The organism is Brevibacillus sp. M2.1A (genome assembly GCF_013284355.2).
Lineage (GTDB): Bacteria > Bacillota > Bacilli > Brevibacillales > Brevibacillaceae > Brevibacillus.
The window spans coordinates 2,783,082-2,795,661 of sequence record NZ_JABSUY020000001.1 but is presented as its reverse complement, the minus strand read 5'-3'; the positions used below and the strand labels follow the sequence as shown (position 1 = coordinate 2,795,661).

General features: G+C 48.9%; 14 protein-coding genes. 3 read left to right on the top strand and 11 right to left on the bottom strand.

The genetic code is table 11. The features are described 5' to 3' along the window. The first annotated feature begins 172 nt into the window (after positions 1–172). Positions 173–664, top strand: coding sequence for a hypothetical protein (locus HP567_RS13800; RefSeq protein ID WP_173611471.1), 492 nt, complete (start codon positions 173–175; stop codon positions 662–664). 100 nt (positions 665–764) lie between these two features. After that, on the top strand, positions 765–953 hold the full coding sequence (locus tag HP567_RS13795; RefSeq protein WP_007727654.1) for a DUF4177 domain-containing protein: 189 nt from the start codon (positions 765–767) through the stop codon (positions 951–953). Between the two features lie 64 nt (positions 954–1,017). Here the strand turns inward: HP567_RS13795 and HP567_RS13790 are convergent, their stop codons facing one another. Further along, entirely contained in the window at positions 1,018–2,313 is a 1,296-nt protein-coding gene (locus HP567_RS13790) for a class I SAM-dependent rRNA methyltransferase (protein WP_173611472.1), read from the bottom strand. An 89-nt stretch (positions 2,314–2,402) separates the two neighbouring features. Here HP567_RS13790 and HP567_RS13785 point away from each other — a divergent pair, with 89 nt between their 5' ends. Further along, positions 2,403–3,386 carry a Na/Pi cotransporter family protein gene (locus tag HP567_RS13785; RefSeq protein WP_173611473.1) on the top strand — a complete coding sequence of 328 codons (984 nt, stop codon included), beginning with the start codon at positions 2,403–2,405 and terminating at the stop codon, positions 3,384–3,386. On the opposite strand, the gene HP567_RS13780 is transcribed toward HP567_RS13785, so the two are convergent. From HP567_RS13780 to grpE, 10 genes are all read right to left on the bottom strand, one after another. Continuing rightward, complete coding sequence (locus HP567_RS13780) at positions 3,352–4,017, bottom strand: LrgB family protein (protein ID WP_173611474.1); 666 nt, start codon at positions 4,015–4,017, stop codon at positions 3,352–3,354. The two genes, HP567_RS13785 and HP567_RS13780, sit on opposite strands and share 35 nt — an antisense overlap. After that, on the bottom strand, positions 4,010–4,405 hold the full coding sequence (locus HP567_RS13775; protein WP_173611475.1) for a CidA/LrgA family protein: 396 nt from the start codon (positions 4,403–4,405) through the stop codon (positions 4,010–4,012). Before HP567_RS13775 ends, HP567_RS13780 begins: the two co-directional genes overlap by 8 nt. A gap of 100 nt (positions 4,406–4,505) precedes the next feature. Then, positions 4,506–5,171: a deoxyribose-phosphate aldolase gene (gene deoC, locus HP567_RS13770; protein WP_048032270.1), complete on the bottom strand. Its 666-nt coding sequence runs from the start codon at positions 5,169–5,171 to the stop codon at positions 4,506–4,508. Between the two features lie 4 nt (positions 5,172–5,175). Next, entirely contained in the window at positions 5,176–5,604 is a 429-nt protein-coding gene (locus HP567_RS13765; protein ID WP_017247721.1) for an NUDIX hydrolase, read from the bottom strand. Beyond that, positions 5,601–6,959 (bottom strand): tRNA (N(6)-L-threonylcarbamoyladenosine(37)-C(2))-methylthiotransferase MtaB, encoded by a 1,359-nt coding sequence (mtaB, locus tag HP567_RS13760; protein WP_173611476.1) that lies wholly within the window; start codon positions 6,957–6,959, stop codon positions 5,601–5,603. Before mtaB ends, HP567_RS13765 begins: the two co-directional genes overlap by 4 nt. Before the next feature lie 107 nt (positions 6,960–7,066). Continuing rightward, positions 7,067–7,819: a 16S rRNA (uracil(1498)-N(3))-methyltransferase gene (locus HP567_RS13755; protein WP_173611477.1), complete on the bottom strand. Its 753-nt coding sequence runs from the start codon at positions 7,817–7,819 to the stop codon at positions 7,067–7,069. Between the two features lie 18 nt (positions 7,820–7,837). Beyond that, on the bottom strand, positions 7,838–8,779 hold the full coding sequence (gene prmA, locus HP567_RS13750) for a 50S ribosomal protein L11 methyltransferase (protein WP_173611478.1): 942 nt from the start codon (positions 8,777–8,779) through the stop codon (positions 7,838–7,840). Positions 8,780–8,878: 99 nt separating this feature from the next. Further along, positions 8,879–10,006 (bottom strand): molecular chaperone DnaJ, encoded by a 1,128-nt coding sequence (dnaJ, locus tag HP567_RS13745; RefSeq protein ID WP_173611479.1) that lies wholly within the window; start codon positions 10,004–10,006, stop codon positions 8,879–8,881. A 150-nt stretch (positions 10,007–10,156) separates the two neighbouring features. Beyond that, a complete protein-coding gene (dnaK, locus tag HP567_RS13740) occupies positions 10,157–11,986 on the bottom strand; it encodes a molecular chaperone DnaK (protein WP_173611480.1) in 1,830 nt (609 codons plus the stop codon). Positions 11,987–12,037: 51 nt separating this feature from the next. After that, positions 12,038–12,580 (bottom strand): nucleotide exchange factor GrpE, encoded by a 543-nt coding sequence (grpE, locus tag HP567_RS13735; protein WP_173611481.1) that lies wholly within the window; start codon positions 12,578–12,580, stop codon positions 12,038–12,040.

The window sequence follows — 12,580 nt, the reverse complement described above, 5'->3', positions numbered from 1 at the left end:
CCTATGCTATGCAAAAGCCCAACATCTGCTCTATTTACCGGGCCGAGCCCGTCATTTAGCATACACAAACCAAACGCCAAAAACAAGAGAAGCAAGTATCACCTGCTCACGTTTTTTCTCATACCATATAAATAAAATTCCTGTCATGGAGCTATTTTTTGGAGGGATTTCCATGAGAGATTATTTACTGTACTGCACGTACTGCGCTTCTTACACATTATTGCACAGCTATGATAAGGACAGCGGTTCATTCTTGGGAGAATACTCCCTGCTGCATAACAACTACACCCGTGACCCAATCGTCTTGAACAAATTTCTCCTCGCCCATCTCGGTCACACCATCCGTACCATTCCCTCTAAGACGGATGACTACCGCCATATCATCTCCAATGCCTCACATTTTTTAGAGGATGATATCGACAAGTATGTGGAGGAAAGTCAGCAGCGGGCAAAGTTCAAGGAGCGTGATCGGAAAAGCGAACGGGAAATTGGTCAGGTACAGCTATATCTGGTCGAGCATCTCTTGACCCACGAGCTTCAAAACTTAAGCCAGGCCCGCGCTTCTACCCCCGCCGAAGGACAAGTCTTTTTAGGCAAAGAACTGGGGTTCAAGCAGGCTCTCGATCTCGTCAGGCGTGTAAAAAATGACAAGCAATTGTCATGAGCACTTATTTCTTTATTCGAAATGATTCACATTCTTTGTGCAACTCTTTCCGCACGTCGCGCGTATAAAAAGAGAGACGATACAAGCGGGGGGAAAGAACATGTTTGAATACAAATTCGTCCGAGTTGAGCTGTCCTCTTTTCGACGCCAACCAAAAGAAGATTATCAGACCGTTGTCCACGAGCACGCCAAGGAAGGCTGGCGTTTGGTGCAAATCTTTGCGCCAAGCATCGGGGGCGACGGTATGGCCAAATACTTCGAATTGATTTTCGAAAAACCAAAGTCCTAAATCAGACTGAAAGCCAAAAAGAAAAACAGCGCCGTTCTTAAGCGGACGCTGTTTTTCTTTTTCTCTATCGACGATCTCTCACTTCAAAGATGGCAAATTTCAAGTAATGAGCCTCATCAGCCCCACTGATTTGCGGATGATCCTTGCCCGCGCCTCGCCATTCAATCAGACGCAATATCTTTTTCGCATCGACCGCTGCTTCTTGGATCGTTTGCAGGAACAGCTCAGGTGACATATGGTACGAGCAAGACGCGGTAACGAGAAATCCGCCCGGACGGACGAGCTTCATTCCGTTTAAGTTAATGTCTTTGTAACCGCGGCAAGCGCCCTTCACTGCTCCACGGGATTTCGCGAACGCTGGCGGGTCAAGAATCACCACATCCCAGCTTTTGCCTGCCTCTACATTTTCACGCAAGTAATCAAATGCATTGGCCACCACAAAATCAACGCGATGCAAAAAGCCATTGAGTGTAATGTTACGCTTCGCTGTTTCGATGGCGTGATCGGAAATATCGAGGGCCGTCACTTTTTTCGCACCGTGCTTGCAAGCATTCAGCGTAAAGGAACCGGTATGAGTAAAGCATTCCAATACCTCAGCGCCATCCCAAAACGGATTTTTGACGACTTTACCGCGCTTGTCTACAGGCATCTGCTTTGTCTCGCCGTCTACTTCCATGCTCGTCAGGGAAATGCCGTGCTTTTCGCCCCAGCCCTTCATCAAAGGCGCGATGGAGGCACGGTTTTCCCGCTGATCATAGAAAAAACCTGTCTTTTGCCCCTCTACGATATCCACATAGTATTTCAATCCGTTTTCTTCGATCAAAACCTCACGCGGACACTCTCCGTACAGGACTTCTTTGCCCTGTGTCAGCCCTTCCAGTTCACGGACAGGCACATCATTGCGCAAATAAATACCGGTCGGTGCAAATACCTCTACCAATGCATCCCGAATCCAATCGATGCGCTTCTCTATCCCCAATGAGAGGACTTGGACAACCAATGTATCTTCGTAGCGATCAACGATCAATCCTGGCAAAAAGTCAGCTTCCCCGTAAATGACACGGCAAGCCCGCGGATTGTCCACAAATCTCGTCCGGAATTCTGCCGCTTCCTTGATTTTGCGCAAGAAAAAGTCGTAGTTGATCTCTTCCTTTTGGTCGTAGCTCAAAATCCGCACGATCATTTGTGAAGCTGGATTGATGTAGCCCTTTGCCAAAAAATGTCCTTTGTGATTCGTGACCTCGACGATTTCACCTGGCTCTACATCCCCTTGAATTTCTAATACCTCTGATTGAAAAATCCACGGATGTCCAACTTCTAGCCGCTTTTTCCGATGTTGATTCAATAGCACACGTGCCATGCAGTTATTCCTCCTCTTGTCATGCTTGCCCTTGTACAGGCATAGCGTTATAGTAACTTGCTAAAAATGGACAGGGAGGAACGTATCTTGTGATAGTCTCCATCCTCGCCCCTTTTGCCTTTGGGCTCACGTTTTTTCTTTTCGGTATGTATGCCATGCGCTCCGGCTTTCAAAACCTTGCCGGCAAAAAAATGGAAGAATGGATGGGGCGCTTTACTCGTACCCCACTCCATAGCTTCTGGGTTGGTCTACTCGCTACTTTTGTCTTGCAAAGCTCCAGTGCGGTAACCGTCCTGACGATTGGGTTGACGAATGCAGGCATCATCCAGTTCACACAAACCGTCGGCATCATATTGGGAACCAATCTAGGCACGACTGTAACAACGGAGCTGGTTGCGCTCAAGCTTGAGTCTTTTGCCATCCCCATGCTTCTCATCGGAGTCGCTCTTTGGCTGATGCCGCGCCGCAATATTCGTTGCATTGGTCTCGTCGTCGCCGGCTTCGGACTGATCTTCCTTGGAATCGATACATTAAAAGTCATGGCGAAGCCTCTGGAGCAGTCTGAGACGTTTCGATCGCTTTTTCTGGAGAGCAGCCATTCCATCTGGATCGGTTTGATTACCGGGATTATTTTCACCGCTCTCATTCATAGCGGTTCCGCTACGACCGTGATCACGATGGGCCTGCTCAGTCATCAAATTCTTTCGATGGAAACGGCACTTGCCATCGTATTGGGCGCGAATGTCGGAACTTGCTTTACCGCTGTCATTGCTGCTATTGGGACGAATACGTCATCCAAGCAGGTCGCATGGTGCCATACGCTCTTCAACGTCGCAGGCGCGATTATTTTTTTACCGTTTCTTTCCCAGCTTGCCCTCGTTAGTGCATTTTTAACGGATAGTCCTTCTATGCAGATCGCCCATTCGCAGACGATCTTCAATCTCGTCTGCTCCCTGGTCGCGCTCCCATTCGTCCCGCAAATAGCCCGGTTTATTCAATGGCTGATCCCCGATAAGCGTCGTCCTACTGACCTCACTATTAGAAAGAAAATGGTATCAAGTAGATGGAAGTAATAACACCCGCCACGATCATTGCGACACTGGACGCTGCCGTTTGAACAGGAGAAACGCGGTTTAAGCTGGCCGTACCAATGGCATGTGCACTCGTACCGATGGCGATCCCGATTGCCCAATCATCGGTAATTTTTCCCCATTTGAGAACAGGACGGGCAATCATGACACCGACCATCCCCGTTAATGCGGTAAAAAAGGCTGCAAGTGCAGGTTCCCCACCTATGGAACGACTTAGCTCCAACGCAATCGGGGTCGTCACGGATTTACTGAGCATGCTTTTGTATACGAGCTCATCTGAACCCAAGCACCAATGAACCCCCATAACGACAAAGATCGCAACTGCACAGCCTACACATACACCAAGCAAAACACCGCGCCAAATATGAGCAAACTCCTTGATCTGTTTAGCCAGCGGAATAGCGAGTGCCACCGTGGCAGGGCCGAGCCAAAAGGAAATCCACGATCCTCCGGCAGCAAACGCCTCCCAATCGCCGCTAAACGCCCACCACATGGTCCAGACCAAGATCACAGCCACCAAAAGAGGCTGCAACCGTTGGAATCGAGCGTTGATCATGGTTGCGCCTTTGTACCCTGCTATCGATACCAAAATGGCGAAAAATTGACTAAGCATCCAGAGTCCTCCTCTCTTGCGGCAAGGACGATTCTGATTTTTGTTTATGATGCTTCAAATACCATTGCACAACCACGCCAGTTACAAGCATGACGAGCAAAGGACCGAGAACCATCGACAGTATGATTGGCAATGGGTTTTGCGTGAATACGTTTAAATAGGAAGCAACTCCGACGATGATCGGTACGAAAAAGAGCAACATATGTCTAATTAAAAAAGTACCCGCTTGTTCTACCCAGTCCATTCGTATCCATCCCATACACAGTCCCAGTGTTAACAGCAGCATTCCCACCAGGTTACCGGGCAGGGGAATATGCAGCCATTTGCTCGCAGCTACGCCTACCCCATAAAAAGCCAACAGGATGACGATTCCTTTAACAAATTTCATTTTGCTAATCTCCTCCCCGCTCCCTATCCTCTCTCTATAGGAACATCAGCATGCAGGACGGAAAAAGCCCGGCCTTACCTCGGCCAGGCTTTCTTTCGTATTAGTATCCGCTGCCTGTTGTTTTTGCTCCAGTTACAATGGAAACACCGGAGCTCGTACCGATACGGCTCGCGCCTGCTTCGATCATCGCAACTGCTGTCTCGCCGTCACGAACGCCACCAGACGCTTTTACGCCTACATTTGGTCCTACGGTTTTACGCATCAGGGCGATATCTTCAACCGTTGCTCCACCTGTTGAGAATCCTGTGGAGGTTTTTACGTAATCAGCACCAGCCTCTACGGAGAGCTTGCACGCAACTACTTTTTCTTCTTCGGTCAAGAGGCAAGTTTCCAGAATCACTTTCAAGAGAATATCGCCAGCAGCTTGCTTCACAGCAGCGATGTCTTTTTTGACAGTTTCCAGGTCGCCGGATTTCAAGGCACCTACGTTCAGTACCATATCTACCTCAGTCGCTCCGTTTGCAATCGCATCGCGGGTTTCGGCTGCTTTGGACTCAATCGTGCTCGCTCCCAGAGGGAATCCGATAACTGTGCACACTTTCACATCGGAGCCTGCCAAGAGTTCAGCAGAGCGTTTTACCCAATAAGGGTTTACGCAAACAGACATGAAGTCGTGCTCTCTTGCTTCAGCGCACAGCTTGTCAATCATCTCTTGTGTAGCATCAGGCTTCAACAGCGTGTGGTCGATATATTTGTTCATGTTCATAGAACTACACCTCTATCCCTAATTGTTCGAATGCAAGGCGAAAAATGCTGTCATTGTTACGGTATCCTCGTTGCAGCTGCAAATCCCATGCTTCCTTTGCAGAATGCCAATGAACATCATTGATTTCTTCTAGCTGGACGGTGATCTCTGTGTTGTAGGCTTCCACCAAATAATAATGGACTTCTTTGTCGATGGATTCGCCCGTTACCGGATGCGTATACACGTAGGTGATCATGTCGAGCTTGGACCCCAATCGTCCTGCTACGCCTGTTTCTTCCAAAACCTCGCGCAGAGCCGTTTCTTCGATGGTCTCGCCCATCTCCTGCTTCCCTTTTGCGAGTGTTACTTTGCCATAGCGGTCTTCAATCAATAGGAGCATGTACTCTGTGTCTTGCTTCTGATATACAACGCCTCCTGCCGATATCTCCCTCATATAGCTCGCTCCTTCAGGTAAGGCAGCGCCTCTGTTTCCACTACACGAACAAAAGTTCCTTTGCAGTATTCCGAGCCTGGTTCATCCAGTCTGACCTTGCAAATCTTGCCGATCATGCTCTCATCGCCAGGGAAGACGACGTTCAGGTAGTTGTCCGAATAGCCCATCAGAAGACCGCTATCTGGTGCTTCTTTAAACGGACGCTCCGGAATGACTTCCAGTACATCTCCTACGAATTTTTTGGAGTATGCCAAGGTCAATTCCTGATTAAGCTCCAGGAGCTTCGCTACGCGCTCGTTCTTTTCCTCTTCCGGAATTTGATCCGTCATACGCGCTGCTGGTGTACCTGTACGCATAGAATACGGGAATACGTGCATCTCGGCAAAACCGATTTTCTTCATAAACTCGTATCCGTTCCAGAATTGCTCTTCGGTCTCACCTGGGAAGCCTACGATAACGTCTGTTGTAATCGCTGCTCCTGGCAATGCTTCGCGTACTTTGACCATTCTTTCGTAAAACTCAGCAGTGGTATACTTGCGGCGCATGCGCTTCAACACTTCATCATCGCCCGCTTGCAGCGGTACATGCAGATGGCGCACGACTCGATCGGAGTTGTTGATGACCTCGATCACTTCATCGGTGATTTGGCTCGCTTCGATTGAACTGATGCGGATGCGCTTGAGTCCCTCCACTTGGTGAAGGTCAAGCAACAGCTTGGCCAAATTGTAGTCTTCCAGATCCTCGCCGTAACCACCTGTATGAATCCCAGTTAAAACGATTTCCAGATAGCCCGCTTCCACCAGCTTTTGGGCCTGTTCGACGACGCTTTCCGGTTTGCGGGAACGCATCAGACCGCGTGCCCACGGAATAATACAAAACGTACAAAAGTTGTTGCAGCCTTCTTGAATCTTAAGGGAAGCACGTGTGCGATCCGTGAAGTTAGGAACATCCAGCTCTTCGAATTCGCGAGCTTTCATAATGTTGCCCACTGCGTTGATCGGCTTGCGTTCTGCACGAATTTGATCCACGTACTCGATCAGCTTCTCGCGTCCTTGTGTACCAACTACGATATCTACACCGGGAATTTGCGCAATCTCACTTGGAGAGGTTTGCGCATAGCAGCCAGTTACGGCTACGATCGCCTCAGGATTCCGGCGAATCGCACGACGAATCACTTGGCGGCTCTTCTTATCTCCGGTGTTCGTAACCGTACAAGTATTAATCACATAAACATCTGCATCATCTTGTTCAAAGTCGACTCTCTCATAGCCGTCTGCCTTGAACAATTGCCAGATGGCCTCTGTCTCATAGCTGTTTACTTTGCAGCCTAATGTATGAAAAGCAACGGTAGACATTGCCATTCCTCCTTTTCCGTGAAAAACGTCTCAACGTTTTTCATAAAAGTGGATGCGACCGCTTGCGGTCAACGAAACGATCATAACCGTTTCGTTCCTGCTCATCCTTAGCGAAGTGATGAAGCCTTTCGTTCAAATTGATAGGAAGCGCAGGCCAAGACGTACTGGCTTGCTGTTTCCGTGCGCAAAATACGCGGGCCGAGGGAAACCGTCAGGAACCCTTTGCTCTCTGCCTGAGCCACTTCCTCTGGAGAGAAGCCTCCCTCCGGTCCAACGAGGACGAGAAGTGAATCTCCCGCAGTCATCTCTTCTAGCACGTGATGAATCGTGGTACTGCCTTCTTTTTCATAGGCAATTGCGCAATGCGTATACGATTGGCCAGCTTCAAGTATCTCACGAAATGAAACAGGAGATAAAAGTTCTGGCAAAACAGCACGATGAGACTGTTCAGCAGCCTCCTTGACAATTTTGCGCCAACGCTCCAGTTTTTTCGCTTCTTTTTTGGCGTCTAGCTTTACAATGGTTCGCTCAGAAGAAAACGGGAAAAAGGAGTACGCCCCAAGTTCCGTCCCCTTTTGCAAAATCCACTCCAGCTTCTCGCCTTTTGGAAGCCCCTGACCAATTGTGACCCGGATCGGCAATTCTCGTTCTTCTTGAAGCATTTCCAATACTTCTGCCCGTACTTCCTTGGCAGAAAGATAGACCAGCTTGGCTCTTGCAGACCTGCCCGCTCCATCAGAAACAATGATTTCTTCGCCTTCCCGAGCACGCATTACATTTACGATATGGTGTACATCGTCTCCGACAATCGTTAGCTCATTCTCAGTAAAGGAATGTGGCTCGACAAAATATCGTTGCATCTCGCCAACCCCACTATTCTATCGTTTTTTTGCTACAATTGCTACCCAGTCATCGATGAAAATGGTTTCCACGACCTCAAGGCCTGAAGCCGCCAACGCCGCTTTCACATCCGCTTCGCGTGCAGCAATAATACCCGACGAGATGAAGGTTCCACCTGGCTTCAACACGCGGAATACATCGTCGGTGAAACGCACGATGACCTCTGCCAAAATGTTGGCCACGACCACTTCTACCTGCTCCTCGATGCCGTCAAGCAAGTTGTTTTGTCTCACGTTAATATGCTCGTGCACACCATTCAGTTCGGTATTGGCCTGCGCAGAACGAACGGCTACTTCATCCAAATCCATCGCCAGTACATCTTTTGCTCCGAGCTTGATGGCAGCAATACTCAAAATAGCTGTGCCTGTCCCAACATCATACACCTGATCGCCTTTGGCAAGATACTTCTCAAGTGCACGCAGACAAAGAATGGTCGTCGGATGTGTACCTGTTCCAAAAGCCATGCCTGGGTCCATCTCAATAATGATCTCATCTGGATGCTTTGGCTCGTACTCTTCCCATACTGGTTTGATGGTCATGCGTTCAGACACATGAACCGGTTTGTAGTATTTTTTCCAGGCGTGGGCCCATTCATCTTCATGGACATCGTTTACAGCAATCGATGCCTTGCCGATGTCCAAACCGTACTCGATCAACTGCGCCAATTGCTCTTTTAGCTCTTCTACAACGTCTAGCAGTTCGCTGCTGTCAACCGGCAGGTATGCTTTAACGAATACGCCCTCGGCCGGAAAATCATCAGGAGAAAGCTGGTAGATTTCGCCAAAAGGGGTATCCCACTCACGATAGAGCACCTCCGGGTCTTCAATTACGACACCATTTGCACCCAATTCATACAAGAGGCTTGATACCGCCTCCGTAGCCTCCGCTGTAGTATGGATACTGATTTCTGACCATTTCACGAATCTACCACTCCCCACATAAGCTCCCATTCGGGCTTTTCATTTAATCGACTTCGCTACATGAAACTTTAGGCAAAAAGCGGACAAAACCGCGACGGATTACTCGCCGCGGAATGCCCGTTTCATTTTTTCGAAAAAGCTTTCGTCTTCTCCTCCATGCTGTCCTGGCTTTTCTCCAGACAGTTCGGCGAGCTCACGCAACAATTCCTTTTGTTTATCGCTCAGCTTGGTCGGCGTAATGACCCGCACTTTCACATGCTGATCCCCACGGCCGTTTCCACGCAAATGCGGAACACCTTTTCCACGCAAGCGGAAGAATGTTTCTGTTTGGGTACCCGCTGGGATCTTCAACTTCACGCGACCATCGACAGTCGGCACTTCGATCTCATCTCCAAGTGCTGCCTGTGCGTAAGTAAGCGGAACCTCGCAGTAAATATCATTTCCTTCTCGCTCAAAAAACTCATGACTCTTCACGCGCAAAACGACGTACAAATCTCCAGGAGGTCCACCGTTTGCTCCCGGTTCACCTTCGCCTGTTACGCGCAATTGTGCTCCATCATCCACACCTGCTGGGATGTTGAGATGAATTTTGCGGCGTACCTTGACACGTCCACTTCCACGGCAAGTTGAACATTTTTCTTTGACAACTTTCCCTTTGCCTTCGCAAGTCGAGCAAACACGGCGATTGACGATTCGACCGAATGGCGTGTTCGCCACCACTTCTTGTTGTCCTGTACCATTACAAGTCTTACAAGTATCGACACCGGAACCAGGCTTTGCACCGGAACCAAGGCATGTATCACATTCTGCTTCTTTTGGAATTTCCACGTCCGTTTCTTTTCCAAAAATCGCGTCGATAAAGTCAATGCTGAGGCCAAATTGCAGATCAGATCCTTTGCGAGGTGCATTTGGATTCGAACGTCTGCCGCCACCACCGAAGAACATATCAAAAATATCTCCGAAGCCGCCCATGCCTGATCCATCAAAACCTCCGCCACCGAAGCCCTGATTCGGATCTTGATGACCAAAACGGTCATATTGCGCACGTTTTTGTGGCTCTGACAGGATGTCGTACGCATCCTTAACTTCTTTGAACTTTTCTTCCGCGTCAGCCTCTTTATTTACATCGGGATGGTACTGACGTGCCAGTTTGCGATACGCTTTTTTGATTTCATCAGCGTCCGCATCCTTTGCTACGCCCAGAACCTCGTATAAATCACGTTTCATCTCCTACATCACTCCCATGACAGTCAACTGTTATCATAGCATGTGACAGACTTGAAAAAAAGTCAAAGTCAGCATTCCGTGACTTTGACTTTCATGGGTCACATCGTGGGAAGTGAGGGAAGAAATCTCTCCCCTCACAATTCCAGCGTGTTACTTTTTATCGTCTACCACTTCGTAGTCAGCATCAACGACATTGTCTTTCTTCGGCTCTTGACCTTCAGCGCCGCCGCCTTGTGCTGCTTGCGCTTGAGCAGCCTGCTCATAGAGCTTCACCGAAATTTGTTGGATGATCTCGGACAGTTCATCTTTTGCTGTCTTGATCTCTTCGATGTTGCCACCCTCCAGAGCAGCTTTCACTTTATCTTTCGCAGCGTTAGCGCGATCGATTTCAGCCTGGTCGATCTTGCCTTCTACTTCTTTCAATGTTTTCTCGGTAGTGAACACGAGTTGGTCTGCTTCGTTGCGAACTTCTACTTGCTCTTTGCGTTGTTTGTCCGCTTCTGCATTCAACTCAGCATCTTTTACCATGCGATCGATCTCGTCGTCGGACAGACCGGAGTTAGAAGTGATCGTGATACGTTGTTCTTTACCTGTACCCAGGTCTTTTGCACGTACGTTTACGATACCGTTCGCGTCAATATCGAAGGATACTTCGATTTGCGGGATGCCGCGTGGCGCTGGCGGGATATCGGACAAGTTGAAGCGCCCGAGCGATTTGTTGTCGGCTGCCATTTGACGCTCCCCTTGGAGAACGTGAATTTCTACAGATGTTTGGTTGTCCGCAGCTGTAGAGAACACTTGGGATTTGCTTGTTGGGATCGTCGTGTTACGATCGATCAGCTTGGTGAATACGCCACCCAATGTCTCGATACCGAGGGACAGTGGCGTTACGTCGAGAAGAACGACGTCTTTTACGTCACCAGTCAGTACGCCCGCTTGAACAGCTGCTCCCAGTGCTACTACTTCGTCCGGGTTTACACCTTTATGTGGTTCTTTTCCTGTAAATTTCTTGATTGCTTCTTGTACCGCTGGGATACGAGTAGAACCACCCACCAGGATAACGCGATCCAGTTCGCTTGGAGTCAGACCAGCGTCTTTCAGTGCTTGACGAGTTGGGCCCATTGTACGCTCAACCAGCTCAGCAGACAACTCTTCGAATTTCGCACGAGTCAGGTTCATCTCCAAGTGCTTTGGACCTGTTGCATCTGCTGTAATGAACGGCAGGGAAATGGTCGTAGTCAATACACCAGAGAGGTCTTTCTTCGCTTTTTCCGCAGCATCTTTCAAACGTTGTTGAGCCATGCGATCCTTGGACAGGTCGATGCCATGCTCTTTTTTGAATTCGCTCACCAGGTAGTTCATGATGACATCGTCGAAGTCGTCTCCGCCCAGCTTGTTATCTCCGGAAGTCGCTTTTACTTCGAAGAAGCCATCGGACAATTCGAGAATGGATACGTCAAAGGTTCCGCCGCCCAAGTCGAATACGAGAACGGTTTGATCTTCTGTTTTCTCCATACCGTATGCAAGTGCAGCCGCGGTTGGTTCGTTCACGATACGCAGTACTTCCAAGCCAGCAATTTTACCCGCATCTTTTGTTGCTTGGCGTTGGCTGTCATTGAAGTAAGCTGGAACCGTAATCACTGCCTGCGTCACAGATTGACCAAGGTAGGCTTCAGCGTCTGCTTTCAGCTTTTGCAGGATCATAGCAGAGATTTGTTCAGGTGTGTACTGGTTGCCTTCCAGCGTTTCTTTATAGGTGCTACCCATGTGGCGCTTGATGGAGATTACGGTATTGTCTGGATTGGTGATCGCTTGGCGTTTTGCCGCTTCCCCAACGATGCGCTCGCCGTTTTTGAATGCTACCACGGATGGTGTGGTGCGGTTACCTTCCGCATTGGCAATAACGACTGGCTCGCCGCCTTCCATTACTGCTACACAAGAGTTGGTTGTTCCCAAGTCAATTCCGATTACGCGACTCATACAAAATGTCCTCCTAACACTTTACGTCTAGTGAATTTACGTTTTTTGAAATTACTCGTTCACTTGAACCATCGCCGGACGAACGACGCGGTCTTTGAACATATATCCTTTTTGCAGCTCGGCTACCACAACGCCTGATTCAAACTCAGGGTTTTGTGTTTGCATAACCGCTTGGTGGATGTGTGGGTCAAATGGTTTTCCTTGTGCTTCAATTGCAGCCAAGCCTTCTTTATCGAAAACTTGGACCATCTGACGATATACCATGTTTACCCCCTCTAAAAGAGAGTCTACTGTCATGGATTCCTTGTCAGCGGCAAGTGCTCGCTCGAAGTTATCGAGAACTGGCAGAAGCTCTTCCACGATTTTAAGTGAAGCGTACTTCGCCAGATCTTCCTGTTCTTTGCGAACACGGCGGCGGAGGTTATCCATATCAGCCATGGCGCGCAGCATGCGGTTTTGGTGATCCTCAGCCTGAGCCTTCCAGTGAGCAGCCTCTTGCTCCCAGTTCATCTCGGTTGCTTCCGCTTGGTCTGCATCCTTTGCTACTTGTTCTTCCTCGAGAGTCGGGTCTTGCGTTACTTTTTCCTCGCTCAA